General features: G+C 66.7%; 26 protein-coding genes and 2 tRNA genes. 12 read left to right on the top strand and 16 right to left on the bottom strand.

Features of this window, described 5'->3' with window-relative positions; translation table 11 throughout:
• Positions 1-6: 6 nt before the first annotated feature.
• The gene (locus BJ980_RS11790) at positions 7-675 is read left to right on the top strand and encodes a Type 1 glutamine amidotransferase-like domain-containing protein (RefSeq protein ID WP_179502467.1); all 669 of its coding nucleotides are present in this window, start codon (positions 7-9) and stop codon (positions 673-675) included.
• A gap of 89 nt (positions 676-764) precedes the next feature.
• Here BJ980_RS11790 and BJ980_RS11785 read toward each other — a convergent pair whose 3' ends face one another.
• Positions 765-1,592 carry a carbon-nitrogen hydrolase family protein gene (locus BJ980_RS11785; protein WP_179502466.1) on the bottom strand — a complete coding sequence of 276 codons (828 nt, stop codon included), beginning with the start codon at positions 1,590-1,592 and terminating at the stop codon, positions 765-767.
• Positions 1,593-1,691: 99 nt separating this feature from the next.
• Here BJ980_RS11785 and BJ980_RS11780 point away from each other — a divergent pair, with 99 nt between their 5' ends.
• Together BJ980_RS11780 and BJ980_RS11775 are read left to right on the top strand one after the other, a co-directional pair.
• Positions 1,692-2,441 carry a helix-turn-helix domain-containing protein gene (locus BJ980_RS11780; RefSeq protein WP_179502465.1) on the top strand — a complete coding sequence of 250 codons (750 nt, stop codon included), beginning with the start codon at positions 1,692-1,694 and terminating at the stop codon, positions 2,439-2,441.
• Complete coding sequence (locus tag BJ980_RS11775; RefSeq protein ID WP_179502464.1) at positions 2,438-3,031, top strand: hypothetical protein; 594 nt, start codon at positions 2,438-2,440, stop codon at positions 3,029-3,031. Before BJ980_RS11780 ends, BJ980_RS11775 begins: the two co-directional genes overlap by 4 nt.
• Before the next feature lie 92 nt (positions 3,032-3,123).
• Here BJ980_RS11775 and BJ980_RS11770 read toward each other — a convergent pair.
• The 11 genes from BJ980_RS11770 to dnaA form a co-directional block, all read right to left on the bottom strand.
• A tRNA-Ala gene (locus BJ980_RS11770) sits at positions 3,124-3,196 on the bottom strand.
• A 34-nt stretch (positions 3,197-3,230) separates the two neighbouring features.
• A complete protein-coding gene (locus BJ980_RS18715) occupies positions 3,231-3,347 on the bottom strand; it encodes a DLW-39 family protein (protein WP_218855492.1) in 117 nt (38 codons plus the stop codon).
• Positions 3,348-3,382: 35 nt separating this feature from the next.
• Positions 3,383-3,456, bottom strand: a tRNA-Ile gene (locus BJ980_RS11765).
• 79 nt (positions 3,457-3,535) lie between these two features.
• The gene (locus tag BJ980_RS11760; RefSeq protein WP_179502463.1) at positions 3,536-4,195 is read right to left on the bottom strand and encodes a DUF3566 domain-containing protein; all 660 of its coding nucleotides are present in this window, start codon (positions 4,193-4,195) and stop codon (positions 3,536-3,538) included.
• Positions 4,195-6,939 carry a DNA gyrase subunit A gene (gene gyrA / locus BJ980_RS11755; RefSeq protein WP_179502462.1) on the bottom strand — a complete coding sequence of 915 codons (2,745 nt, stop codon included), beginning with the start codon at positions 6,937-6,939 and terminating at the stop codon, positions 4,195-4,197. Before gyrA ends, BJ980_RS11760 begins: the two co-directional genes overlap by 1 nt.
• Before the next feature lie 54 nt (positions 6,940-6,993).
• Complete coding sequence (gene gyrB / locus BJ980_RS11750) at positions 6,994-9,147, bottom strand: DNA topoisomerase (ATP-hydrolyzing) subunit B (RefSeq protein ID WP_179502461.1); 2,154 nt, start codon at positions 9,145-9,147, stop codon at positions 6,994-6,996.
• Between the two features lie 300 nt (positions 9,148-9,447).
• Positions 9,448-10,059 carry a DciA family protein gene (locus BJ980_RS11745; protein ID WP_179502460.1) on the bottom strand — a complete coding sequence of 204 codons (612 nt, stop codon included), beginning with the start codon at positions 10,057-10,059 and terminating at the stop codon, positions 9,448-9,450.
• On the bottom strand, positions 10,052-11,215 hold the full coding sequence (recF, locus tag BJ980_RS11740) for a DNA replication/repair protein RecF (protein ID WP_179502459.1): 1,164 nt from the start codon (positions 11,213-11,215) through the stop codon (positions 10,052-10,054). Before recF ends, BJ980_RS11745 begins: the two co-directional genes overlap by 8 nt.
• Before the next feature lie 10 nt (positions 11,216-11,225).
• A complete protein-coding gene (gene gnd / locus BJ980_RS11735; RefSeq protein WP_179502458.1) occupies positions 11,226-12,143 on the bottom strand; it encodes a phosphogluconate dehydrogenase (NAD(+)-dependent, decarboxylating) in 918 nt (305 codons plus the stop codon).
• Between the two features lie 128 nt (positions 12,144-12,271).
• Complete coding sequence (dnaN, locus tag BJ980_RS11730; RefSeq protein WP_179502457.1) at positions 12,272-13,408, bottom strand: DNA polymerase III subunit beta; 1,137 nt, start codon at positions 13,406-13,408, stop codon at positions 12,272-12,274.
• 476 nt (positions 13,409-13,884) lie between these two features.
• Positions 13,885-15,447: a chromosomal replication initiator protein DnaA gene (gene dnaA, locus BJ980_RS11725; protein WP_179502456.1), complete on the bottom strand. Its 1,563-nt coding sequence runs from the start codon at positions 15,445-15,447 to the stop codon at positions 13,885-13,887.
• Between the two features lie 544 nt (positions 15,448-15,991).
• Between dnaA and rpmH the strand changes: the two genes are divergently transcribed.
• The 8 genes from rpmH (at position 15,992) to BJ980_RS11685 (ending at position 21,266) form a co-directional block, all read left to right on the top strand.
• Positions 15,992-16,129 (top strand): 50S ribosomal protein L34, encoded by a 138-nt coding sequence (rpmH, locus tag BJ980_RS11720; protein ID WP_179502455.1) that lies wholly within the window; start codon positions 15,992-15,994, stop codon positions 16,127-16,129.
• 25 nt (positions 16,130-16,154) lie between these two features.
• Complete coding sequence (rnpA, locus tag BJ980_RS11715) at positions 16,155-16,532, top strand: ribonuclease P protein component (RefSeq protein ID WP_179502454.1); 378 nt, start codon at positions 16,155-16,157, stop codon at positions 16,530-16,532.
• Positions 16,529-16,798: a membrane protein insertion efficiency factor YidD gene (gene yidD, locus BJ980_RS11710; RefSeq protein ID WP_179502453.1), complete on the top strand. Its 270-nt coding sequence runs from the start codon at positions 16,529-16,531 to the stop codon at positions 16,796-16,798. The genes rnpA and yidD overlap by 4 nt, the downstream gene beginning before the upstream one ends.
• A gap of 33 nt (positions 16,799-16,831) precedes the next feature.
• On the top strand, positions 16,832-17,782 hold the full coding sequence (gene yidC, locus BJ980_RS11705) for a membrane protein insertase YidC (RefSeq protein WP_218855835.1): 951 nt from the start codon (positions 16,832-16,834) through the stop codon (positions 17,780-17,782).
• Positions 17,783-17,844: 62 nt separating this feature from the next.
• On the top strand, positions 17,845-18,351 hold the full coding sequence (locus BJ980_RS11700) for a Jag family protein (protein WP_425490360.1): 507 nt from the start codon (positions 17,845-17,847) through the stop codon (positions 18,349-18,351).
• Positions 18,352-18,361: 10 nt separating this feature from the next.
• Entirely contained in the window at positions 18,362-19,102 is a 741-nt protein-coding gene (rsmG, locus tag BJ980_RS11695; RefSeq protein WP_179502450.1) for a 16S rRNA (guanine(527)-N(7))-methyltransferase RsmG, read from the top strand.
• An 83-nt stretch (positions 19,103-19,185) separates the two neighbouring features.
• Entirely contained in the window at positions 19,186-20,166 is a 981-nt protein-coding gene (locus BJ980_RS11690) for a ParA family protein (RefSeq protein ID WP_343047794.1), read from the top strand.
• Entirely contained in the window at positions 20,163-21,266 is a 1,104-nt protein-coding gene (locus BJ980_RS11685; protein WP_179502448.1) for a ParB/RepB/Spo0J family partition protein, read from the top strand. The genes BJ980_RS11690 and BJ980_RS11685 overlap by 4 nt, the downstream gene beginning before the upstream one ends.
• Positions 21,267-21,580: 314 nt before the next feature.
• Here the strand turns inward: BJ980_RS11685 and BJ980_RS11680 are convergent, their stop codons facing one another.
• Entirely contained in the window at positions 21,581-22,354 is a 774-nt protein-coding gene (locus BJ980_RS11680) for a lysophospholipid acyltransferase family protein (protein WP_179502447.1), read from the bottom strand.
• Between the two features lie 121 nt (positions 22,355-22,475).
• Between BJ980_RS11680 and BJ980_RS11675 the strand changes: the two genes are divergently transcribed.
• Complete coding sequence (locus BJ980_RS11675) at positions 22,476-23,123, top strand: GNAT family N-acetyltransferase (RefSeq protein WP_179502446.1); 648 nt, start codon at positions 22,476-22,478, stop codon at positions 23,121-23,123.
• A 2-nt stretch (positions 23,124-23,125) separates the two neighbouring features.
• On the opposite strand, the gene trxA is transcribed toward BJ980_RS11675, so the two are convergent.
• The 3 genes from trxA to BJ980_RS11660 form a co-directional block, all read right to left on the bottom strand.
• Positions 23,126-23,452, bottom strand: a complete 327-nt coding sequence (gene trxA / locus BJ980_RS11670) for a thioredoxin (RefSeq protein ID WP_343047793.1) — start codon at positions 23,450-23,452, stop codon at positions 23,126-23,128.
• Between the two features lie 139 nt (positions 23,453-23,591).
• Positions 23,592-24,668, bottom strand: coding sequence for a thioredoxin-disulfide reductase (gene trxB / locus BJ980_RS11665; RefSeq protein ID WP_218855490.1), 1,077 nt, complete (start codon positions 24,666-24,668; stop codon positions 23,592-23,594).
• Entirely contained in the window at positions 24,665-25,324 is a 660-nt protein-coding gene (locus tag BJ980_RS11660; protein WP_179502444.1) for a hypothetical protein, read from the bottom strand. The genes trxB and BJ980_RS11660 overlap by 4 nt, the downstream gene beginning before the upstream one ends.
• Positions 25,325-25,352 lie beyond the last annotated feature (28 nt).

Genomic DNA, 25,352 nt, shown 5'->3' with positions numbered 1-25,352 from the left:
GACAGCATGAAACTACTTCTCACGTCCGGCGGCGTCACCAACTCCAGCATCCGCGAGACGCTGATCGAGCTGCTGGGCAAGCCGATCGAGGACGCCAGCGCCCTGTGCATCCCCACCGCGATGTATGGGCACCCAGCGGTCGGACCGGGGCAACGAGCCTGGCAGTTCATCAGCGGCACGGCGGAGAATCCGATGGTCGACCTGGGCTGGAAGTCGATGGGAGTCCTCGAGCTCACCGCACTGCCCAGCCTCGACGAGGACCGTTGGGTCCCGCTCGTCCAGGAGACCGACGTCCTGCTTGCGGCGGGCGGCGACGTCCTCTTCCTGTGCCACTGGATGCGGGAGTCCGGACTCGTCGACCTGATTCCAACGCTCAGCGACACGGTGTGGGTGGGCCTGAGCGCCGGAAGCATGGTGATGACTCCCGAGGTCGGGGAAGACTTCATCCAGTGGCGACCACCCAACGGTGACGATTCCACGCTTGGATTGGTCGACTTCTCGATCTGCCCCCACCTGGCACCCGACGGTGCGCCGGGCAACTCCATGGCCGAGGCGGAGGAGTGGGCCGCCCGCATTTCCGGGCCTGCCTATGCCATCGACGACCAGACGGCCATCGCGGTGGTCGACGGTGCCCTCGAGGTTGTGTCAGAAGGGCACTGGACACTGCTTTCCTGACCGCGACCATCTTCGCGTCCGCAGTGGAGCAGCACGTCGCCAGGTCTCCTCGTCATGTCCGCCAACAGCCCTTCGATGGTAGATCCGCCTTAGAACTGGTTGCGCACTCGGCTGCGCTCGTCGATGACGCGGCGCTCCTCATAGATGTCGCCGGCGCGCGCCGTCGCCCGCCAAGGTTTGGCAAGGTCGAGCGCGACGCGGAGTGCGGGGTCTTCTCGGTCCAGCGTCCCGACCACCAGCCCGGATTGGCCGCCGACGTCGGCCATCACCTCGCCATGCGGCCCGATGAGTCCGGAGTGGAACAGATGCGTGCTCTGCGCAGGCACGGACAGACTCACCCAGTAGTTGTGGATCGCGGCATAGGCGCGGGCCTTGGTCTCGAAGATCGAGTCGACCGGGTACGCCGAGAGCAGCAGGCAGTCGACTCCAAGCTGGCCGTAGTCGGCAAAGACGTCTGGAAAGTTGATCTCGATGCAGATCGCCAGCCCGAAGCGGAAGCCGTCAACGTCGAAGACCACCGACTCAAAGCCTGGCGTATAGAACCGGGTGACCTCTGTGCTCGAGCACTTGCGTTTGTCGTAGCGGTCGATGAGCTTCCCCTCGTCGGAGATGACGTAGAGGCTGTTGTGCGGCCAATGCGGCGGGGTCAGCGGGTGAGCAGAACCGAGAACCACCCAGATCCCGAGCTCGCCAGCGAGGGCGGCAACCTGCTCGAGTTCGTCGCGTACGGCGGCCCAGTCGACGTCCTCCCAGGCGGCCACGTTCTCCAGGGCATATCCGGACAGAAAGCCTTCAGGGAAATGGGCAAGTCGCGCTCCCGACGCTGCGGACTCTCGCAACATGCGCCGCACCTCAGCACCATTGGCGCGAGGATCGGCGGAGGCGGTGGGCTGGCACGTCGCAATCGCAAGGCTCATCCGCGCATCTTGGCAGTTCCCGGTGACAATGGATTGCTTAAACCCTGGAGATTCACCTAGTATTGCCGTAACCTTTGATCAACCGCGAGGAATCCAACAATGGCCCGCATCAGTGTCGCGGAAGCCGCCGCACAGTTGGGCGTCGGCCCTCAACGCGTGCACCAGCGCATTCAGGACGGGTCGCTCCCTGCCGAACGCATCGGCAGTCGGTGGGTCATCGACGAGAAGCACCTGCACCGCATCGCTGGCTCCCGCGCGCCCGGACGACCGCTGTCGGAGAGATCTGGATGGGCGCTGATCGCCGTGGCCGCCGGTGACTCCGACCTCCTCCAGGATCTCTCTGCTCCCGACCGCTCCCGAGCCCGAGCTCGCCTCCGGAGCCTGCTGAGCGCCGCGTACGACATCGACGATCCGCGCGAGGTGGGCAGGCTGCTGTCCACTGCTCTGCGCAATCGCGCCAACCGGCGCTGCTACCGGGCCGCGGCTCCCGATCTTCCCGACCTGCGTGAGGATCACCGCATCCTGCTCTCGGGGCTTTCACATCCCGACTCCGGCCTCACTGCTGGCGACGTGGTCGAGGGCTACATGTCGATCGATGATCTCGACGACGTCATGCAGGAATACCTCTTGCGAGACGTCGACGAGGACCGCGCCAACGTCTTCCTCCACATCGTCCCTCCCGACGCGCAACCACGGCGGCTCGGCAATCGCGCCCGGAAGCTGCTCCTTGCTGCCGACTTGGCACAGCACGACGGACCGCGCGAGCTCCACCGCGCCGTCGACGTGCTGCGTGAGCTCTCCGAGCCGTCGTACGAGCGACCGAGCAGCGACAAGGGGGGCAGCCGGTGAACGATCCGATCGTCCTACCCGCAATGGACAAGGCACAGGCTGCCTCCTGGCACGCGATCATGGCGTTGTACGCGAAGCTCCCCGAAAACTGGGCACTTGTCGGCGGGCAGCTTGTCCACCTGCACTGTGCCGAGCGCGGCGCCTACCCGACTCGACCCACGACAGATGCCGACGCGGTCGTCAACATCCGCGCCGATCCCCTGATGCTCACACGGTTCACAGCGGCGCTCGTCGACCTCGGATTCACTGCCGATACCAGCGGTGAGGGGCATCAGCACCGATGGCGTCGCGGCCTCGCCCAGGTTGACGTTCTGATTCCCGAGGGGATCGGCGAACGCGCCGCGTCCCGCCACGGCATCGGCGGCGCCCCGACCGTTTCGTCACCAGGCACAGCCTCACGGCACTGCGTCGACTTCGTAGTCCTGGCCTCATTGGTAGCTGCCCGCGACTTTCGCACATCGCCGCTGAGCCTCAAGGACAAGCTGCGTCTGAAGAGAATGATCGGTCACTGTCAGGCGGATTCCGCCGCGATGGGCGTCGACGAAGCAGACGCGCACTTGGATCGCCTTAGCCTCGCACTCGACCGCTGATCCTCACTCAGCGCCAGTGGGTTGCATTGGCAGAGATCGCGTGGACTGATGAAATGCAAGAAACCGCAGGTCACCCCTGCGGTTTCATTCTGTGGAGCCTAGGAGATTCGAACTCCTGACATCTGCCTTGCAAAGGCAGCGCTCTACCAGCTGAGCTAAGGCCCCTGGCGACCGGTTCGAGAACCGATCAGGGAGTGGATCAGACCTTGTCCGTGGCGGAGGCCCAGAGAGCCTGCTCGTGCTTGGACTCTTCGACCTTCTTCTTCGCGACGACAGCGCCGGCGACGGCGAGCAGAACGAGGACGATCTTCTTCACGGGGTTGCCCCTTCGTTGCGGTGCAGAAACTGGGGTGGGCCTAACAGGACTTGAACCTGTGACCTCTTCCTTATCAGGGAAGCGCTCTAACCGTCTGAGCTATAGGCCCGTAAAGCACGGTCACCCGAGGGGTGAACCGACACGGGAGATTACCCCACGTGACGGGGCGGTTCCAAAACGGGGGCTGATCAGCTCTCGTCCTCGGCCAGCGTCAGCTCGACGCCGCCGAGCAGCGCGGCTGCCATGTTGTAGAGGAACGCACCCAGAGTGGCCATCGCCGTCAGCAGTACGACGTCGACCACCGCGACCAGCATCGTGAAGCCAAGGACCCGCGACATGCCGAGATAGTCCTCGACGTTGAAGTCTGCGGTCTCCTCACCACCGACGACGTCCTGGACCATCGTGTTGATGGACTCCCACACGCCGGCCATGCCGAGCACGCCCCACACGATGGTGACCGCGACGATGGTGACGATGCCGAGCGCGACCGAGAGCAGGAACGCCGCCTTCATCACCGACCAAGGGTCAATCCGGGTCAGCCGCAGACGAGCGCGGCGCGGACGCCGTCCACCCGAGGACTTGGCGGCCACATCGGCGGCCTTCTTCGAGTCCGGGTTGGCGTTGGCCCGCATCTGGTCCTTCGCCGAGGCGAAGGCGCCGCTGATCTTCGCGCCGACGCTCGGCTCCGATGATGCTGAACCCGCACCTGCCTGAGTTGCCGGACGGAGCCGGGTCTTCGTGTCCTCGGAGTCCGCCGACGGCACGGCACGACTGCCCTGCGCGTGCTGGCCGGGCTGTGCCGGTCCCTGGGCGGGGGGTCGGGGGTTCGCGCGCGGGCCTTCGGTCATCAGGCGTCGCCCTCCTCGTCAGTGACAGTCTCGGCGGGTGCCTCATCGACCTGGTCAACCTGGTCGACCACCTGCCCGGACTCGTCGATTGTTGCACCCTCGACCAGTGCGGCGTCCTCGACCGATTCCGTCGCCTCCTCCTCGTCGCGGGCCTCGACCGAGCGAGCCACCACCACGACCGAGTCGTTCTTCTTCGGCGACACGAACTTCACACCCTGGGTCGAACGCCCGGTGGAGCGGAAGTTCTCGTTGATCGGGGAGCGCACGACCTGACCACTGGCGGTGATGCACAGGATCTCATCGCCCTCCTCCACGATGAAGGCACCGACCAGCACCCCGCGGTCCTCATTGCCGAGGTTCATCGCCTTGATGCCGATGCCGCCACGCGACTGGGTGCGGTATTCGGTGATCCGAGTCCGCTTGGCATAACCACCGTCGGTGATCGTGAAGACATACTGCGGATGCACACCGAAGTACGACGCCGGCTCGGTCGCCGCGGCAGCCTCCGCCGCCTCGACCGCTTCAGCAGCAGCCGCGGAGTCCTCGTCCATCCCGGCCTCGGCCTCCGCCTCGACCTGTGCCGCCCGGATCACCGACATCGACAGCAGCGAGTCACCGTCACGGAACTTCATGCCGGTCACACCACCCGTCGCGCGACCCATCGGACGCAACTGGCCGTCGTCGGCCTGGAAGCGCACGGCCTGGCCCTTGCGGGAGACGAGCAGGATGTGGTCCTCGCTGTTGACCAGCTCGGCACCGATCAACTCGTCGTCGTCGTTGCGGAAGTTGATCGCGATGACGCCGGCCTGGCGCGGGCTGTTGTAGTCGGCCAGTCGAGTCTTCTTGACCAGACCCGCTCTCGTCGCCAGGACCAGATAGGGAGCCTGCTCGTAGTCGCGGATCGCCAGCACCTGGGCGATCGACTCGTCCGGCTGGAAGCTCAGCAGCCCGGCGACGTGACCACCCTTCGCGTCGCGCAACGCCTCGGGCAGGTTGTAGGCCTTGGTCCGGTAGACCCGGCCGGCCGTGGTGAAGAAGAGCAGCCAGTGGTGGTTGGTGGTCGCGATGAAGTGCTCGACCACGTCGTCGCCGCGCAGGGTCGCGCCACGCACGCCCTTGCCGCCGCGCTTCTGGGTCCGGTACTGGTCGGCACGGGTCCGCTTGGCATAGCCACCGCGGGTGATCGAGACGACCAGCTCCTCGTCGGGGATCAGGTCCTCCATCGAGAGGTCGCCGTCGGCCGCGATGATCTGCGAACGACGCGCGGTGCCATAGCTCTCGACGATGTCGCCGAGCTCCTCGATGATGATCGAGCGCTGGCGTGCCTCGTTGGCCAGGATGTCCTCGAGGTCCGCGATCACGCGCTCGAGCTCGGCCAAGCGGTCCATGATCTTCTGGCGCTCGAGGGCGGCCAGGCGACGCAGCTGCATGTCGAGGATGGCCTGGGCTTGGAGCTCGTCGATCTCGAGCAGGTTCATCAGCCCGGTGCGCGCCTCGTCGACGTCCGGCGAACGACGGATCAACGCGATCACCTCGTCCAGCGCGTCGAGCGCCTTGACCAGGCCGCGGTAGATGTGGGCCTGCTCCTCGGCCTTGCGCAGCCGGTAGCGGGTCCGTCGCTGGATGACCTCGATCTGGTGGGTGACCCAGTTGGAGATGAACTGGTCGATGGTCAGGGTGCGCGGCACCCCGTCGACCAGGGCCAGCATGTTGGCGCTGAAGTTGGTCTGCAGCTCGGTGTGCTTGAGCAGGTTGTTGAGCACGACGCGCGCGACCGCGTCGCGACGCAGCACGACGACCAGGGACTGTCCGGTGCGCGAGGAGGTGTCGTCGCGTACGTCGGAGATGCCCTGGACCTTGCCGGAGTCGGCCAGCTCGGCGATCTTCAGCGCCAGGTTGTCCGGGTTGACCATGTAGGGAAGTTCCTTGATGACCAAGCAGGTCCGACCCTTGTTGTCCTCGTCGATCTCGATCACCGCGCGCTGGGTGACCGAGCCGCGACCGGTGCGATAGGCCTGCTCGATGCCCTGGCGGCCGACGATCAGCGCGCCGTTGGGGAAGTCGGGGCCCTTGATCCGCTCGATCAGCGCGTCCTGCAGCTCCTCGCGGGTCGCGTCTGGGTGCTCGAGCGCCCACTTGGCGCCGTCGGCAACCTCGACCAGGTTGTGCGGCGGGATGCTGGTCGCCATACCGACCGCGATACCGGCCGAGCCGTTGACGAGCAGGTTCGGGAACCGGGCCGGCAGGATCGTCGGCTCGGAGGAACGGCCGTCGTAGTTCGGCTGGAAGTCGACGGTCTCCTCGTCGATGTCGCGGACCATCTCCATGGCCAGCGGCGCCATCTTGCACTCGGTGTAACGCATCGCGGCCGCGGGGTCGTTGCCCGGCGAGCCGAAGTTGCCCTGGCCGAGGATCAGCGGCGCGCGCATCACCCAGGGCTGGGCGAGGCGGACCAAGGTGTCATAGATCGCCGAGTCGCCGTGCGGGTGATATTGACCCATCACGTCGCCGACGACGCGCGAGCACTTGCTGAAGCCGCGGTCGGGCCGGTAGCCGCCGTCATACATTGCATAGAGCACTCGGCGGTGCACCGGCTTCAAGCCATCGCGTACGTCGGGCAGCGCCCGGCCGACGATGACCGCCATCGCATAGTCGATGTAGGAGCGCTGCATGGAGGTCTGCAGCTCGATCGGCTGGATCCGGCCGTTGTCGTTGCCGCCGCCGTGGATGGGTGTCTCAGTCACGTGTCTTCGTCTCTCTCAGTGCGTCTATGGATATCTAGGTCTGGTCTTAGAAACCTAGATATCGAGGAATCGCACGTCCTTGGCGTTGCGCTGGATGAACGAGCGACGCTGCTCCACGTCCTCACCCATCAGGATCGAGAAGATCTCGTCGGCCTGGGCCGCATCGTCGAGGGTGACCTGCAGCATCAGCCGCTGGTCGGGGTCCATCGTGGTCTCCCACAACTCGTCCGCGTTCATCTCACCGAGACCCTTGTAGCGCTGGACCGGGTTCTCCTTGGGAAGCTTCTTGCCTGCCTCCAGGCCCGCCTTCATCAGCGCGTCACGCTCGGAGTCGGAATAGACGAACTCGTGCTCGGCGGGCTTGTTCCAGCGCAGCCGGTAGAGCGGCGGTTGCGCCATGTAGACGTAGCCCTGCTCGATCAGCGGCTTCATGAACCGGAAGAGCAGCGTGAGCAGCAGGGTGTTGATGTGGTGGCCATCGACGTCGGCGTCGGCCATCAGCACGATCTTGTGATAGCGGAGCTTCTCAAGGTTGAACTCCTCCTGGAGGATCCCGGTGCCCAGGGCGGAGATGATCGCCTGGACCTCCTGGTTGCCCAGCACCTTGTCGATGCGGGCCTTCTCCACGTTCAGGATCTTTCCGCGGATCGGCAGGATCGCCTGGATCCTCGGGTCGCGGCCCTGCTTGGCCGAACCGCCTGCGGAGTCACCCTCGACGATGAAGACCTCGCACTCGGCGGGGTTGGTCGACTGGCAGTCGGCCAGCTTGCCCGGCAGGCCACCGCCGCCGAGCAGGCCCTTGCGGTTGCGGGCCAGGTCGCGGGCCTTGCGGGCCGCGATCCGCGCCGAGGCCGCAGCCTGCGCCTTGCGGATGATGTCGCGACCCTCTTGCGGGTTCTCCTCGAGCCAGGCGCCGAGCTCCTCGTTGACCGTGCGCTGCACGAACCCCTTGGCCTCGGTGTTGCCCAGCTTGGTCTTGGTCTGGCCCTCGAACTGGGGCTCGCCGAGCTTGATCGAGATGATGGCGGTCAGGCCCTCGCGGATGTCGTCACCCGAGACCCGATCCTCCTTCTTCTTGATCAGGCCCCACTCCTCGCCCCAGTGGTTGACCAACGTGGTCAGCGCCGCACGGAAACCCTCCTCGTGCGTGCCGCCCTCGTGGGTGTTGATGTTGTTGGCGAAGGTGTGCACCGACTCGGTGTACGACGTGTTCCACTGCATCGCCAGCTCGAGCGACATGTGGGTGCCGTTGTTGGCCGAGTCAGCCTCGAACGAGATGACCGACGGGTTGGCCTTGTCCTTGCGACGGTTGAGGTGCTCGACATAGTCGACCAGGCCCTTGTCATATTTGAAGACCTGCTCGATGCCGCCCTCGGCGACCGGCTTGATCGCGTCGGCGCCGGCCTGGTCCACGTCGCCGGCGACGGTCTCGTCGGCAACGGCCTCGGCCAGGTCGTCGGCGGAGGGACGCTCGTCGCGCACCACCATCTCGAGGCCCTTGTTGAGGAAGGCCATCTCGCGGATGCGGTTGGTGATCGTCTCGAGCGAGTAGTCGGTGGTCTCGAAGATGTCCTCCGAGGCGTAGTAGGTGACCGTGGTGCCGGTGCCCTCGTCGTCGGCGAGCTCGCGCACCTCGCGCAGGTCGAAGTCGGGGACGCCGAGCTGGAAGCTCTGCTCCCACAGCCGGCCGCGGTTCTTCACGTGCAGCACCAGGCGGGTCGAGAGCGCGTTCACCACCGAGACACCGACGCCGTGCAGACCACCGGAGACCTTGTAGCCGCCGCCGCCGAACTTTCCACCGGCGTGCAGCATGGTCAGCGCCATCGTCGCCGCCGGCATCTCCTGGCCGGGCGCGGTGTCGGTGGGGATGCCTCGACCGTTGTCGTCGACGCGGATGCCGCCGTCGGCCTGCAGGGTCAGCACGATCCGGTCGCAGTAGCCGGCCAGCGACTCGTCGACCGCGTTGTCCACGATCTCCCAGATCAGGTGGTGCAGTCCGCGCTCACCTGTCGAGCCGATGTACATGCCCGGGCGCTTGCGCACTGCCTCGAGGCCCTCGAGCACGGTGATCGCGGAGGCGTCGTACGTCGAACCCTCGTCGGGTGCGGTGTTGACCGAGTCGTGGGAGACCTGCCCACTCGATGCCTGGGGAGCCTTGGGGGCTGATTCCTGGGCCTGGGTGGTCTCGACCTCGTCGTTGTCCGGCACGCCTACCTCTTCTGTTCTGCAAGGGCTGTCACTGGAGACATGGAGAGGGTCGCTTTCACCGACATGTCGGGAGCATGCGACCCAAGGGGACATGTTACCCGTCAGAAGGGACGTAGACACGCTCCGGACCCCGATATGGGGAGGATCTGTGGATAAATCTGCCCCTGAGAGCCCTCACAGGCCTCCGAGGAGCGCCTCGCAGGGGTGCGGATGTGTCCCGGTACGTCTCGGGAGCCCTCCGAGCGGCATTTCAGCGGCTTGGTAGGGGTGAGCTCCACCGGCACATCGCTCGCACACAGCTCACCCGTAGGTGTCGCGCGGACCCTGCCCACCGCGGGTGCGGAACCGGCCCTTCTTCCAGGTCGGCAGGTTGGGACCGATCACCTCGATCACCGTCACCGATCCGTGCCCGAGCTCCTCGTTGAGACGGCGTACGACGGTCGGCGCGAGCAGGCGCAGCTGCGTCGCCCACGCGGTCGAGTCGGTCTGGACGCTCAGCTTGCCGTCGTCGAACGTGATCGGGGTGCAGTGCTGGGCGACCTCCTCGCCGACGATCTCGGGCCAGCGGCCGAAGACGCCGTGCACCTTGAGGTCGAGGGCCCAGCCGTGGTCGGTCACCAGCCGGCCGAGGGTGATGTCGAGGGTCTGCGGGTCGCGCTCGTCGGGATGGGCACCGGACTTCTTCGGCCGTCCGCCGTGCCCCTGGGGCGCGCGCTTGCGACCGGGCTTGCGGCGCGGGGCGTTCAGCGACGAGCTCGCGGTGGCCTTGGCGATGGAGCGGGCCAGGTCGAGGCCGGTGTCGTCATGGTTGGGGTCGGCCCAGAAGTCCACAGCCTCGTCGGGGGCTTCGGACTCAGGCTCCTGGTCCTCGAGCGCCGGACCCTCAAGATCTGGATCCTCCGGCTCACTCATGCCTGGTCACCTCCCCGTCGGCCACGTCGTACCGCTGCCCGGCCAGCGCCGCAGGGACGTCCTCGGGAACCGCGGCCGTCACCAGCACCTGCTCGGCGCCGGCGACCAGCTCGGCCAGCTGCTCGCGGCGCTGGGTGTCGAGCTCGGCGAAGACGTCGTCGAGGATCAGGATCGGGTCGTCGCCGTCGCTGCGCAACAGGTCGTAGGAGGCCAGCTTCATCGCCAGCGCGAACGACCACGACTCACCGTGGGAGGCATAACCCTTCACCGGCAGGCGTACGTCGCCGTTCCCCAGCGTGAGCAGCAGCTCGTCACGGTGCGGCCCGACCAGGGAGACCCCGCGGTCGACCTCGTCCCTGCGCCGGCGTTCGATCTCGGCCAGCAGGGTGCCCTCGATCGGCTCGCGCTCGACGAGCACGCCACCCAGGTCGAGGGAGGGCTTGTACTCGATGTCGGCATCGTCGCGGCTGGCTCCGCGTGCGACCGTCTCGTAGGCCTTGCCGAGATAGGGGCGCAGCGCCTCGACCAGGCGGATCCGCTCGACCAGGAGCTCGGCGCCGGTCTTGGCCAGGTGCTCGTCCCACACCGCCAGGGTGGACAGCGCACCGTCGAGGGCGTCGCCGCCACCGCCGGGACGGAACTTCGCCTTCTGCGCGGTCTTGAGCAGTGAGTTGCGCTGCTTGATGATCCGGTCGTAGTCGGAGCGGACCCCGGCCAGGCGCGGCGTACGCAGGATCATCAGGTCGTCGAGGAACTTGCGCCGGTCCGACGGGTCGCCCTTGACCAGGGTCAGGTCCTCGGGGGAGAAGACCACCGTGCGGATCAGGCCGATGATCTCTCGGGCCCGGGGCAGCGGGGAGCGGTTGATCCGCGCACGGTTGGCCTTGCCGGCGTTCATCTCGACCTCGAGGATGGCGGTCCGGCCGTCGCGCACCACCGCCGCACGGACCACAGCCTGGTCGCGGCCGGCCCGGATCATCGGGGCGTCACTGGCCACCCGGTGGCTGGCCAGCCGGGAGAGGTAGTCGATGGCCTCGACCAGGTTGGTCTTGCCCTGACCGTTGCGCCCGATGAAGGCGCAGACCCCCGGTTGCAGGGCAACATCGACTGCCGCATAGGACCGGAAGTCGTGCAGGGAGAGGTGCGAGACGTGCAACGGTCCTGCCTCAGTCCGGCGCGACGTCCCCGCCGGCAGGCGGCTCGGTCTTCATCGCGTGGCCGCCGAACTGGTTGCGCATCGCGGCAACGGCCTTCATCGCGGGGGAGTCGTCCTGGCGGGAGACGAAGCGGGCGAAGAGCGCGGCGGTGATCGCCGGGGTCGCGACCGCGTTCTCGATGCCGGCCTCGACCGTCCAACGACCCTCACCGGAGTCGTCGGCATAACCGGCGATGCCCTCCAGGTTCGGGGTCTCGTCCAGCGCGGCGACCAGGAGGTCGAGCAGCCACGAGCGGATCACGGTGCCTTCGCGCCAGGAGCGGAAGACCTCGGTCACGTTGTCGACCAGGTCGACCTTCTCCAGCAGCTCCCAGCCCTCGGCGTAGGACTGCATGATCGCGTACTCGATGCCGTTGTGGACCATCTTGGAGAAGTGGCCGGCGCCGACCTTCCCGGCGTGCACCGCACCGAAGTCGCCCAGGTCGGTGGCCTCGGGCTTGAGCGCGACGAAAGCCGGCTGGACCTTCGCGACGTCCTCGGCCGAGCCGCCGTACATCAGCGCATAGCCGTTCTCCAGGCCCCACACGCCGCCGGAGACACCGCAGTCGACATAGCCGATCTGCTTCTTCTCCAGCAGCTCGGCGTGGATCAGGTCATCGGTCCAGCGCGAGTTGCCGCCGTCGACGACCACGTCCCCGGCGCCGAGCAGGTCGCTGAGTGCCTCGACGGTCTCGCGGGTCGGGTCACCGGCCGGCACCATCACCCACACGACCTTGGGGCTGGGCAGCTTCTCGACCAGCTCTTCGAGCGAGGCGACGTCGCTGACGTCGGGGTTGCGGTCGTAGCCGACCACGGCGTGCCCGGCGCGGCGCAGGCGCTCGCGCATGTTGCCGCCCATCTTGCCCAGGCCGATGAGTCCGATGTCCATGGCTGCTCCTCGCATTCTCAGGTTCACGGCCGTGGAGATCCTGCGGCCGGACGCGTGACTCCTACTCAACCATCCGGGTGGGCAGTGCGCGAGCGACCAGTCAGATCAGCCGGGTCAGACCATCAGGGTCAGGACAGCAGGCGGCGCGGCATCAACAGGTAGCGGAAGTCGCCGCTGGTGCCGTCCTCGGCCACGCTGCTCATCACCACGGGCTTGGAGGCCTGGGTGAAGGCGAGCTCGACCGTCTTGCTGTCCAGTGCCCCGAGGCCGTCGAGGAGGAACTGCGGGTTGAAGCCCGTGGTCAGGTCCTCACCGTCGATGGCGGCCTCGATCGACTCGCTGGCCTGCGCCTCGTCACCCGAACCGGCGTCCAGGGTGAGCACGCCTTCGCTGAAGGCGAGCTGTACGGCGGTGTTGCGCTCGGCGACCAGGGCAACGCGCTTGACTGCCTCGACCAGCTCTTCGCGGTCCACCGTCGCGGTGGTCTGGTGCTCGCTGGGGAACAGGCTGCGGACCTTGGGGAACTCGCCGTCCAGGAGTCGGGTGGTGGTTCGGCGTACGCCGCCCTCTCCGACGCCCTCGAAGCCGATGATGCCGTCGCCGGAACCGCTGGCCGACAGCGCGATGGTGACCTCGCCACCCGAGGTGAGCGACTTGGCGGTGTCTGCGAGGACCTTGGCCGGAACGAGTGCGGCGACCGACTCGTCGGGAGTCCTGGGGGACCACTCGAGCTCGCGGAGCGAGAGCCGGAAGCGGTCGGTGGCCAGCAGGCTGATCACCGAGCCATCGATCTCGATACGGACACCGGTCAGCACCGGGAGCATGTCGTCGCGACCGGCCGCGGTGACCGCCTGGGACACCGCGTGGGCGAAGGCGGTGCTCGGCACGGTGCCGGTGGCGCTGGGCATGTCGGGCAGCGAGGGGTAGTCCTCGACCGGCATCACCTGGAGGCTGAACCGGGCAGAGCCACAGGTCAGCGACACCCGGTTGCCGTCGATGGTCATCTCGACCGGCTTGTTCGGCAGGCTCCGGCAGATGTCTGCCAGCAACCGACCGCTGACCAGTGCGGTGCCCTCTTCGGCCACGTCGGCCTTGAGGGTCGCGCGGGCCGAGGTCTCGTAGTCGAAGGTGGAGAGCACGAGGCCCTCATGGCTGGCCTCGATCAACAGGCCGGCAAGAACCGGGACGCTGGGTCGGACCGGCAGACTGCGCGCGGCCCAGGCAACGGCGTCGGCGAGAGCGTTGCGCTCGACGAGGAACTTCACGTTTCTTGTGCCTCCGGTTCACGACATGTCTGGTCAGGCATGTCCGTGCTTCGTGACATGACTAGGGATGTGCATCCTGCCATGCGGACGGTCGATGTGGCAGCGGACCCCTGAACTTGTCATTCGCTGTTCGCCGGCAGGGGCCTCGGTCCGGACCCTGCTTCGGACCCACTGATCTCGAGTTGTCCCCAGCCAAGCAGCCAGTTGGAAGTTCACGGGCAATCGATCCATGTAGAGGTTCCATAGTTGTCATCGGCTCGGTGGAAATTGTGGAGAAGTCCTGTTGTGGCTGGTCAGCAGGCGCGGCGTCGCACACAGGCCCTGTGCACTCAGTGTGGAATCACAACGAGGCCGTGTGCACTCCGAGACGGCCGTACGGCGGTTCCACGTGCCCGTCCACAAGTCATTCATTTGTAATTCGGAGGTCCGAACCCGAGTTGTCCACAGACGGATGACAAGAAATCGTGGCGTTCCACTCAGCCCTGGCGAGCCTGCATCTTGATCCGGTTCGTCAGCTCGGTGACCTGGTTGAAGACCGATCGGCGCTCGGCGAGCAGCTGCTTCATCTTGCGGTCGGCGTACATCACGGTGGTGTGGTCGCGGTTGCCGAACTGGGCGCCGATCTTCGGAAGCGAGAGGTCGGTGAGCTCGCGGCACAGGTACATCGCGATCTGTCGACCGTTGACCAGGTGACGCCCGCGGCTCGGCCCGGTCAGGTCCTCGATGCTGACGCCGAAGTAGGCGGCGGTCTGGGCGATGATCGAGGCCGCGGTGATCTCCGGCTCGCCGCCCTCGGGGATCAGGTCCTTGAGCACGATCTCGGCCAGGGTCAGGTCGACCTCCTGACGGTTCAGGCTCGCGAACGCGGTGACGCGGATCAGGGCGCCCTCGAGTTCACGGATGTTGGTCTGGATCTTCGAGGCGATGAACTCGAGCACCTCGGGCGGAGCGGTCATCCGCTCCATCGCGGCCTTCTTACGCAGGATCGCGATCCGGGTCTCGAGGTCGGGCGGCTGGACGTCGGTGATCAGGCCCCACTCGAATCGGCTGCGCAGCCGGTCCTCGAGAGCTTCGAGTCGCTTGGGGGCGCGGTCGGAGGTGAGCACGATCTGCTTGTTGGCGTTGTGCAGCGCGTTGAAGGTGTGGAAGAACTCCTCCTGCGTCTGCGTCTTGCCCTCGAGGAACTGGATGTCGTCGATCAGCAGTACGTCGACCTCGCGATAGCGGCGCTGGAACGTCTCGGGCCGCTTGTCCTTGATCGCGTTGATGAACTCGTTGGTGAACTCTTCGCTGGAGACGTAGCGGACCTTCGCCCCGCGGTAGAGCGAGCGCACGTAGTGGCCGATCGCGTGCAGCAGGTGGGTCTTGCCCAGCCCGGAGTCTCCATAGACCAGCAGCGGGTTGTAGGCCTTGCCCGGCGCCTCGGCCACGGCGACGGCGGCCGCGTGCGGGAAACGGTTGGAGGAGCCGATGACGAAGGTCTCGAAGGTGTACTTCGGATTGAGCCTGGTCTCCAGGGCGGACGGCTGTTCGTTGGAGCGGTGGTGATTTGTCGACATGTCGACATGACCACTTGACGATTCATTGCTTGATCGTCCGAAGTCTGCGCTGTGCACCGTGCCCTCGCCGGAGAGGTCGGGGCGGGCATGGTCGAGAGCACCGTCGCGGGCCGGGTCGCGGGCATCGTCACGGCCCAGCTGGTCCCGGTCGATCCGGTCCTGTGAGATCCGGTCCGGGACGGGCATGTCGGAGACGCCGTCGTCGAGCTGGGTGTCCACGGTGACCGCGATGCGCACCCGGTGGCCCAGGGCCTCGGTGAGCGAGTCCTCGAGCCGGGTCCGCAGCCGGCCCTCCAGCTGCAGGCGGGTGAACTCGTTCGGCACCGCGATGATCGCGGTCTGCTCGTGCAGGGTCACCGGCTCACTCGAGCGCAGCCAGGCGTTCTGGTTCGGAGGCAGATCCTCGATCAGGGCGCGCCACACGTGCTCCAGGGTCGGCGTGTTCTTCGACGCGTCCTCGTTGTCCTGCACCTGTTCCACCCGTTTCTTCACATTGCTGGCGAAAGTAGGCAGTCGCCTTGGTCACGCCAAAAAGTTGTCCACATTCTTTTCCACAGGCTGTGAACCACGCTCACTCGCTGTGGATTAACCGGTCCGAAGCTGTCGGGACCAGAGTTGGTGCATGGTGTTCGTGCAGGTCAGGGGCACAAAGACCGGTTCTGTGACACACGTCACGAAGGGGGTCGACCTGTGCATGAAGTGCCCCCAAAAAGGGACCGAACACGGGCGAACCTAACCCGCCGGAGGGCCCTCGATCAAGCCGTCATCCACAGGTTCGGCCTTGGTGGGTTTGACCCTGTTCTTGCCCAGCGCGTACCGTGACTTGGTCACCCCGGTGTCGACCGGTGCCGCATGTCCACGCTCGCCCTTCCCTGATCAGTCAGCAGGGAGTTGTGCGCGTGGCTGGGCGGTGCCAGCCGAACCTGCGCTGCACCGTGGGCCGCCCACCAGGGCACCGGTGCCCGTGTTTACCGAGATGAACCCGATTTTTTCCGTTGCACAGTCCTTTAGGGGAGTTTTAGTCGTGAGCAAGCGTACCTACCAGCCGAACAACCGCCGCCGTCACAAGGTGCACGGTTTCCGCCTGCGCATGCGCACCCGCGCCGGCCGCGCCATTCTCAACGGCCGTCGCCGCAAGGGTCGCAGCAAGCTCGCTGTCTGAGCCCCGCTGCTGATTCCGCGCGGACGTGCTGCCACGGGAGCACCGCCTCACCAGCGGCCCTGACTTCCGCTCGGCCTCCCGCAAGGGCCGCCGTGGCGGATCCCGAACCCTCGTCGCTCACCTGTGGGCGCCGGAGGGGGTCGAGCATCCCGTTCGAGTCGGATTCGTGGTGAGCAAGGCAGTCGGCAACGCGGTCACGCGCAACAGGGTGAAGCGGCGTCTTCGTCACCTGGTCCGGGAACGGCTTGAGCTGCTCCCGGCCAGTGGTGTGCTCGTGGTCCGGGCGACTCCGGCTTCCGGTGGCGCCTCGGGGCCCCAGCTGGCTGCTGATCTGGACCAGTGCCTGTCCAAGGTCCTCCCCAACCGCCTGTCCAGCCCTGCGGGCGCCGGAGCACTCCGGTGAAATATGTCTTGATCGCCCTGCTCAAGGCCTATCGGGCCGTGATCAGCCCGCTCTACGGTCAGGTCTGCCGCTACTACCCCAGCTGTTCGGCCTACGCGCTCGAGGCAGTCACCGTCCACGGCAGCATCAAGGGCTCGTGGCTGGCTGTTCGTCGTCTGGCACGCTGTCACCCATGGGCCGCCGGCGGCGTGGACAAGGTCCCACCCAAGGTTCAGCACGAGAACAAGCCCAGTCCTGCAGTTCCAGCCCCTTCCCAAGGAGCCTGAGTGTCCTTCCTCGGCGATATCGGCCACTTCATCATGGTGCCGCTGTACTACGCGATCTCCGTCGTGCTGGTCGGCTTCCACAAGCTCTTCAGCACGTTCATGGACCCGGCCTCCGGTGCCACCTGGGCGCTGTCGATCGTAGGACTCACGGTGGTCATCCGTGCGCTGCTGATCCCGCTGTTCGTGAAGCAGATCAAGTCCTCGCGCAACATGCAGCTCCTGCAGCCCAAGGTGAAGGAACTGCAGAAGAAGTACGGCCACGACCGTGAGCGCCTCGCTCAGGAGACGATGGCTCTCTACAAGGAGTCGGGCACCAACCCGTTCGCCTCCTGTCTGCCGATCCTGCTGCAGATGCCGATCTTCCTGGCCCTCTTCCGCCTGCTCGACCAGGCGGCGAAGAAGGGCAAGGCCCACGGCATCCTCGACGAGACCATGGCTCGCCAGTTCGGTGACTCCCAGCTCTTCGGTGTCGACCTCGCGGGCACGTTCCTGGGTGCCGACGGTGACCGTGGCATCCAGATGATGGCGCTGTTCTTCGTGGTCTGCATGCTCGTCACGACGTTCTTCACCCAGCGTCAGCTGATGACCAAGAACATGCCGGCCTCGGCCCTCACCGGGCAGTACGCCCAGCAGCAGAAGATGCTGCTCTATGTCCTCCCGGTCGTCTTCGCCGTCGGTGGTATCGCCTTCCCGATCGGCGTCCTCATCTACTGGACCGTCTCCAACCTGTGGACCATGGGCCAGCAGTTCTACGTCATCCGCAACAACCCCGTTCCGGGCACTCCTGCCGCCAAGGCCAAGGAAGACCGCGAGAAGGCCAAGGCCCTGCGCAAGGGCGGCGTCTCCGAGGCTGACCTGGCTGCGGAAGAAGCAGCGGCGCAGGCCGAGGAGATCAAGCCGATCCCGCGCGTCCAGCCGAAGAAGCAGCCCCGTAGCCAACGCTCCGGCGGAACCAAGAAGAACCCGCCGAAGAAGCGTTCCTGACCTAACCACCGCACAAGGAGTTTGCACACGTGAGCGACGAAATCAGCCAGGTCACTGAAGAGATCGACGAGACCGCGCCCGTTTCCATCGAGAACGAGTCGCGTCCGTCGCGGGTCGAGCGCCTGGAGAACGAGGGCGACATCGCTGCCGACTATCTCGAGGAGCTCCTCGACATCGCCGACCTCGATGGCGACCTGGACATGGACGTCGAGGGTGACCGCGCCGCGGTCTCCATCGTCGGTGCCGACCTCTCCCAGCTGGTCGGCCCCAAGGGTGAGGTGCTCGACGCTCTGCAGGAGCTGACCCGCCTCGCCGTCTACCGCGAGACCGGCGAGCGCTCGCGGATGATGCTCGACATCGGTGGTTACCGCGCGGACCAGAAGACCTCCTTGGTCAAGCTGGCCGAGGAGACGGTGGCCAGGGTCAAGGAGACCGGCGAGCCGGTCCGCCTCGACCCGATGTCGCCTTTCGAGCGCAAGGTGGTCCACGACGCAGTCGCCGCCGGTGGCTGCCAGTCGGAGTCGGAAGGCGCCGAGCCGCGTCGCTTCGTCGTCGTACTCCCGGGCTGATGGACTGATCATGGTTTCACGTGAAACACCCCCTGCGCTGCCGGCGACGCCGGAGTCTGCGCGGGGGGTGTTTCCGTCTGCACGACTCCCCCTGATCGAGGCCTACGCTGCCTCGTTGGCCACCGACGGTGTGGTCCGCGGACTGATCGGCCCTCGTGAGGTGCCTCGACTGTGGGAACGCCACCTGCTCAACTGCGCGGTCCTGGGTGAGGCGATCGACGAGGGTGTCAGCGTCTGTGACATCGGAAGCGGTGCCGGCCTGCCCGGCCTGGTCCTCGCCATCGCGCGCCCCGACCTCCAGATCACCCTGGTCGAGCCGTTATTGCGACGGACCACCTATCTCTCCGAGGTAGTGGAGGAGTTCGAGCTCGACAATGTCGAGGTCGTCCGCGGACGGGCCGATGCTCTCCACGGCGAGCGCTGGTTCGACACGGTGACCTCGCGAGCGGTCGCTCCCCTGGGTCGCCTGCTCGGTTGGTCGATGCCATTGGTCCGACCCGAAGGCGCCTTGGTCGCGATGAAGGGCAGCTCGGTGGCGGATGAGATCACCGAGGCCGCCGGGGTGCTGCGCACGTTGAAGTGTGCCGCTCCGGAGATGCTGGACCTCGGAGTCGGCATCGTTGATCCACACACTTATGCGGTCCGGGTGGCATGGGCCGACCCGGCACAGGTAGTTTTGGGCGCTCGGGATCGTTCATCATCCTCGAAGCGTGGAACGGGTCGCAAGGCCAAGCCCCGACGCCGTTCCTGAACAGAGTTTTCCACCGACGAAATGCGCTCGCTGAGCGTGGTCATCCACAGGTTCGGGCAGTTTGTCCACAGGAAGAGGCATCCGTGGTTTCACGTGAAACGTCGACGAACGACACGGGGTACGTCGTACGAACGGCGGCTGATCTGGCCGAACGGAGTCAGAGTTTCCAGGACGACACCACCCCGCTCGCTCGCGCGGTGGAGCACTCGGTGCGTGCCCGGAGCCAGGCCTTGCGCACGGACGGGATGCAGCGCCCGGATCGCACCCGGGTGATGGTCGTGGCCAACCAGAAGGGCGGGGTCGGCAAGACCACCACCACGGTCAACCTGGCCGCCGCTCTGGGCCAGCTCGGGCAACGAGTCCTGGTCATCGACCTCGACCCCCAGGGCAACGCGTCCACCGCTCTCGCCGTCGACCATCACCGCGGGGTGCCCTCGACCTACGACATGCTCGTCGATGGCTCGACGCTGGCCGAGGTCGCCACCGAGAGCGAGGAACTGGCGAACCTGTGGGTGGTTCCCGCCACGATCGACCTGGCCGGCGCCGAGATCGAGCTCGTCTCCGTGGTTGCCCGCGAAAGCCGCCTGCACAAGGCTATCCACGGTCACCCACTGGTCGGAAGCCTCGCTGACGTCGGTGAGGATCGATTCGACTACGTGCTCATCGACTGCCCCCCGAGCCTCGGACTGCTCACCCTGAACGCTCTGGTGGCCGGCGAGGAGATGCTGATCCCGATCCAGGCGGAGTACTACGCGCTGGAGGGCCTCGGCCAGCTCCTCGAGACCGTCGACATGGTCAAGCAGCACCTGAACAGCCGGCTCACCGTCTCCACCATCCTGATCACGATGTACGACGCTCGCACCCGGCTCGCTGCCGGTGTCGCGGACGAGGTTCGCGAGCACTTCGGTGACACGGTCCTGAAGACGTCCATCCCGCGTTCTGTGCGTGTTTCCGAGGCCCCCTCCTACGGGCAGACGGTAATCACCTACGATCCCGTCTCACCGGGTGCGCTCAGCTATTTGGAGGCTGCACGCGAGATCGCCACGAGGGGAATCAAGGCATGAACCAGAAGAAGCAGCGTCGCGGTCTTGGCCGGGGTCTGGGCGCCCTGATCCCCACCGAGCCCCAGACTCCCCCGCCGAGCTCACACGAAGCCGCCAATGGCGAGGTTTCACGTGAAACAGGCGGCACGGAGGTCGACGCACGCACCTTCGGTGGCACCTCGTTCTCGGTGGATGCCTCCCGGAGCCACAATGTGGGCTCCAGCAGCGCCTCTGGGACGACCGCGAGCCCGACGGACAGCGCCGCCGGGGGTGGCGAGGCTCCTGAGGAGCTCGTCGCCGGGGCCTACTTCGCCGAGCTCCCGATCACCAGCATCACCCCGAACGCGCGTCAGCCCCGCCACGTCTTCGAAGAAGAGGCAATGGCGGAGCTGGTGCACTCGATTCGCGAGATCGGGCTCCTGCAGCCCGTGGTCGTACGTCGACTGGACGAGGACGTGGACGGCGAGGCCGCCTATGAACTGATCATGGGTGAGCGGCGTTGGCGGGCTTCCCAAGAGGCGGGCCTGACGGAGATCCCGGCGATCGTTCGGCAGACCGAGGACAACGACATGCTCCGGGACGCCCTCCTGGAGAACCTGCACCGCTCCGAGCTGAACCCGCTGGAGGAAGCGTCCGCCTACGGCCAGCTCCTCGAGGACTTCGGGTGCACGCACGAGGAGCTCGCGCAGCGGATCGGCCGCTCTCGCCCGCAGATCTCCAACACGTTGCGCCTGCTCAAGCTCTCGCCGGCCGTCCAACGCCGGGTTGCGGCCGGTGTGCTCTCTGCCGGCCACGCCCGCTCGCTGCTGTCGGTGGAGGACCCAGAGGTCCAGGACCGCCTCGCCCAGCGTGCGGTTGCCGAGGGCATCTCGGTGCGTGGCCTCGAGGAGATCGTGGCCGTGGGTGACCTCGGTGGCCGTTCCCGCACCACGCGGCGCAAGCCAACTGCTCCCGGCCTGGAGGATCTCGGCGAGCGACTCTCTGACCGCTTCGAGACCCGGGTGAAGGTCGACCTGGGCAAGTCGAAGGGGAAGATCACCGTCGAGTTCGCCTCGATGGAGGACCTGCGACGGATCGTCGACATCATGGATCCGCGCAACCGGAGCGACCGACCGATCTGAGGTCACTCGGAGTCAACGACAGACCCCGATCATGCCCCGCGTCCGCGAGGTCCGGCTTGACGACGCAACGGATTGCCAAAGACGCAAACAGCCCGACAAGTCAATATGTCGATAAAGCGATATATAGGTTTGTGGTTCTGTGAGAGCGATTTTGAGCGAAGTAGCCGAATCCTCCCGGGCAGCCACTCGGCTCAGTTTCGCGCCAGCGGCTGTCCGTTCTGTCCCGAAATGCAACGTGGAACATCGACATCGTCGATGTTCCACGTGAAACAGCATGAGGGCACCGGAATGGGTGCCCGCACCAGGTCGAAGTGCTACTTCTTCTTCGCGGCTCGCTTGGCAGCCTTCTTGGCAGCCCGCTCCCGCTTCTCCTCGGCGTCGAGCCGGGCGGCCTCTTCCAGCGTCGGAGCGGATCCACCGAACTTGGCCGGGAGCCACCACGACCCGGGCGGCTGCTCCTCGGCCGGATAGTTCGCAATGGTCTGGTCGAGCAGCTCACTCATCCGCGCCTTGAGCTCTCGGGTCTCACCGACGGCGTCCTCGCCCGTCGGGTGGAGCGGCTCACCGACGGAGAGCGCGATCGTCTTGCCTCGAGAGAAGTCGCGCGGGTGGTCCTTGGTCATCAATCGCTGGGTGCCCCACATGATCACCGGCAGCACCGGGACACCGGCCGCCGCGGCGATCCGCACCGCACCGGACTTGAACTCCTTGAGCTCGAACGCGCGCGAGATCGTGGCCTCGGGGAAGATGCCGACCGCCTCGCCGTCCTTGAGGTAGCGGACAGCCTCGTTGAAGGAGTCCAACCCGTCGCCTCGGTCGACCTGGATGTGGTGCATCGACCGCATCACCGCTCCGGCGACGGGGGTGTCGAAGATTTCGCGCTTCGCCATGAAGCGGACCATTCGGCCCGACGGGTTGGCGGCAAGACCGCCGAAGACGAAGTCGGCGTACCCGATGTGGTTGCAGGCCAGCAGCACCCCGCCGGACCGAGGAACGTGCTCGGTGCCGGTCATCTGGAAGTTCATCCCGAGCGCCTTGAAGGCGGTCTTGGCGGTCAGGATGATCGGCGGATAGGTGATGTCTCGCAACGGAGGGCTCCTCAAGCTGGCTCGGAGGTCCTAGCATGACGGAAGAGGCCAAGGCACGCACCACCAGGGCGGTCCGGGCCCAGCCAGTTCGCCAGGCAGTTCCTCACCCCGCGGAGGACCCATGTCACGCAAGAGCGTGCGAATCACCCCGGACCTGCTCGACTCGCTGCCGCCCACGTGTCGCGCCTGCCTGTTCTGGGAACTCGACCCGGTGCGGCGCGGACGACTCGACGAGGACGAGTGCGGTGCCCAGAAGCGGGACTGGCTCAGCGAGGTGCTGCGCGAGTGGGGCTCGTGCGGACAGGTCGCGATGGTCGACGACGAGCCGCGCGGCTATCTGCTCTATGCGCCGCCGGGATTCGTCCCCGGCGCCGAGCAGTTCGCCGCCGGGCCCGTGGCACCCGACGCCGTCGTGCTGACCACGGCGTACGTCGACCCCGCGATGCGCGGGGGAGGGTTGGGGCGCCTCATGGTGCAGGGCATGGCGCGCGACCTGGTGCGACGCGAAGGGTGCACCGCGGTGGAGGCGTTCGGCGACTCGAGAGGGCGCAACGGGGGGTGCGTGGCGCCGACGGGATTCCTCTCCAGCGTCGGCTTCCGCACCCAACGAGCACACCCGACCAACCCGAGAATGCGGATGGACCTGCACTCCACCATCAGCTGGAAGGAGGAGGTCGAGCACGCGCTGGACCGGCTGCTGGGCGTCGTACGCCCGAAACACGTCGCGCCGGAGACCCCTCGGGCCTCCGGCGCGAACCGTGTCGATTGAACTCAGCCGATGTAGGGGGCGAGTTCCTTGAGCAACGCAGCCTTCGGCTTGGCGCCGACGATCGACTTCACGACCTCGCCACCGGAGTAGACGTTGATGGTCGGGATGCCGGTCACGCGGTAGCTGGCCGGAGTCTGCGGGTTCTCGTCGACGTTGAGCTTGTAGAAGCCGAGCTTGTCGCCGTGCTCGGCAGCGATCTCGTCGAGGATCGGCGCGACCTGGCGGCACGGACCGCACCACTCGGCCCAGAAGTCCACGAGGACGGGCTTGTCGGACTTGAGCACCGAGGTCTCGAACTCGGCGTCGGTGACTGCTGCAATGTTGCCCACGGTAATCCCTTTCTGGTTCCCGGGCTGTCCGGGCTGGAAGCTTGGACCGACCCCCGCCGTTGCCTGGGGAGTCAGTGGTGGAACGCGGCGCTGCGGAGGATCATTCCCGCCGGCGCCGACAGTTGGTGCCCGACCCGGCTCAGGCGCCGGCGGTCAGGACCTGCTCGGTGACTGCGGCGGACTCGACCGCGCCTGCGCCCTTGGCCGCGGCGTGGTCCAGATCGGCGATGTAGCGCTCGGCGTCCAGGGCCGCGGAGCAGCCCGTGCCCGCGGCGGTGATCGCCTGGCGGTAGTGGTGGTCGACCAGGTCGCCGGCGGCGAAGACGCCCTCGAGGTTGGTCTGCGTCGACGGGTGCTCGACCAGCACGTAGCCGTTCTCGTCGAGGTCGACCTGGCCGGCGAGCAGCTCCGAGCGCGGGTCGTGGCCGACGGCGATGAACAGGCCGGTGGCCTCCAGCTGACGCTCCTCGCCGGTCACCGTGTCGCGCAGGGTCAGCGACTCCAGCGAGTCGGTGCCGTTGATCGAGGCGACCTCGGAGTTCCAGGCGATCTCGAGCTTCGGGTCGGCCATCGCGCGCTCGGCCATGATCGCCGAGGCCCGGAGCTCGTCTCGACGGTGGATCAGGGTGACCTTCGAGCCGAAGCGGGTCAGGAAGGTGGCCTCCTCGACTGCGGAGTCGCCACCGCCGACGACGGCGATGTTCTGCTCACGGAAGAAGAAGCCGTCGCAGGTCGCGCACCACGAGACGCCGCGGCCCGACAGCTCTTCCTCTCCTGGCAGACCGAGCTTGCGGTAGCCCGACCCCGTCGCGAGGATCACCGCGCGGGCGAGGAACTCGCCGTCGGCGGTCTTGACTACCTTGGGGGAGGCCTTGAGGTCGACCTCGATGACGTCGTCGGAGATCAGCTCGGCGCCGAAGCGCTCGGCCTGGGCCCGCATCTCGTCCATCAGGGCCGGGCCCATGATGCCGTCGCGGAAGCCCGGGAAGTTCTCGACCTCGGTGGTGTTCATCAGCGCGCCACCGGCGGTCACCGAGCCCTCGAAGACGAGCGGGTTCAGGTTGGCACGGGCGGCGTAGACGGCTGCGGTGTAGCCGGACGGCCCTGAGCCGATGATGATCACGTTGCGGACGTCGGAGCTCATGGTGCGCAGGCCTCCTGGCCGGGGGGTCGAGAGTGGGTACGTCGTGCTCAACGATCCTAGACCGGGCGTCATTCCCCAGCGGGCACGACGAGGGTCGCAAGAGGTGTGCGAGCCCCGGAACAAGCGTGAACCTCGGCCAGATAGCCGCCCTGGTCGCGCTCGGTGAAGATGACCGCGACCCGCTGGCCACGGTAGGAGGCGGCTCGCACGTCGGCGGCCGAGTCCAGGTTCGCGGCCACCTCGCCACTCAGGCAGCCGCCCGCGGCGCCCGAGCTCTTCTGGGAGTAGGTCTCGTCGCTCAGACTCGTCGGGGCCTTGCGCAAGCTGTCCAGCGACTCCGCGTCGAGCGTCTGAAGAATCGGCAGGGCTCCCGACTGGGCGGGGTTGGGAGTGGATGAGGACCCAGCCTTGTGGTCGCCTTGGTCCTGCTCCTGGCTCGTGACCGAGTCACCGGCCCGCCCGGCGCCCTGCTCGGAAGCGTCTGGACCAGCTCCAGAGGTCTGGCTGAGGCCGAAACCGATCGCGGCCACGGCCGCGGCGGCCAGGAGGAATTGGGGTACGCGGCGACGGCGCAGCGGGATCGGTTCGTTGTCATCGCTTCGATCACGCTCGGCACTGAGCCGGTCGATGACGGCGTCCATCCGGTCGGCCACATCGGTTGGGATCGGCTCGTCGTGACGCGCGCCCGCCAGGAGACGGCGTACGGCGTCGTCGGACGGATCGGTCATCTCATTCACCTCCCGGCGGGGTCAAAAA

Source organism: Nocardioides daedukensis, assembly GCF_013408415.1.
GTDB classification, from domain to species: Bacteria; Actinomycetota; Actinomycetes; order Propionibacteriales; family Nocardioidaceae; genus Nocardioides; species Nocardioides daedukensis.
Note: the sequence above shows the minus strand (reverse complement) of the source record. Positions and strands in the feature narration are given on the sequence as shown.

Excerpts from the sequence above, each read along its gene's own strand:
- BJ980_RS11790 (WP_179502467.1), top strand. The coding sequence starts at position 7 with ATGAAACTACTTCTCACGTCCGGCGGCGTCACCAACTCCAGCATCCGC.
- BJ980_RS11785 (WP_179502466.1), bottom strand. The coding sequence starts at position 1,592 with ATGAGCCTTGCGATTGCGACGTGCCAGCCCACCGCCTCCGCCGATCCT.
- BJ980_RS11780 (WP_179502465.1), top strand. The coding sequence starts at position 1,692 with ATGGCCCGCATCAGTGTCGCGGAAGCCGCCGCACAGTTGGGCGTCGGC.
- BJ980_RS11760 (WP_179502463.1), bottom strand. The coding sequence starts at position 4,195 with ATGACCGAAGGCCCGCGCGCGAACCCCCGACCCCCCGCCCAGGGACCG.
- BJ980_RS11745 (WP_179502460.1), bottom strand. The coding sequence starts at position 10,059 with ATGAGTGAGCCGGAGGATCCAGATCTTGAGGGTCCGGCGCTCGAGGAC.
- gnd (WP_179502458.1), bottom strand. The coding sequence starts at position 12,143 with ATGGACATCGGACTCATCGGCCTGGGCAAGATGGGCGGCAACATGCGC.
- yidC (WP_218855835.1), top strand. The coding sequence starts at position 16,832 with ATGGTGCCGCTGTACTACGCGATCTCCGTCGTGCTGGTCGGCTTCCAC.
- rsmG (WP_179502450.1), top strand. The coding sequence starts at position 18,362 with ATGGTTTCACGTGAAACACCCCCTGCGCTGCCGGCGACGCCGGAGTCT.
- BJ980_RS11685 (WP_179502448.1), top strand. The coding sequence starts at position 20,163 with ATGAACCAGAAGAAGCAGCGTCGCGGTCTTGGCCGGGGTCTGGGCGCC.
- BJ980_RS11675 (WP_179502446.1), top strand. The coding sequence starts at position 22,476 with ATGTCACGCAAGAGCGTGCGAATCACCCCGGACCTGCTCGACTCGCTG.
- trxB (WP_218855490.1), bottom strand. The coding sequence starts at position 24,668 with ATGACGCCCGGTCTAGGATCGTTGAGCACGACGTACCCACTCTCGACC.
- BJ980_RS11660 (WP_179502444.1), bottom strand. The coding sequence starts at position 25,324 with ATGACCGATCCGTCCGACGACGCCGTACGCCGTCTCCTGGCGGGCGCG.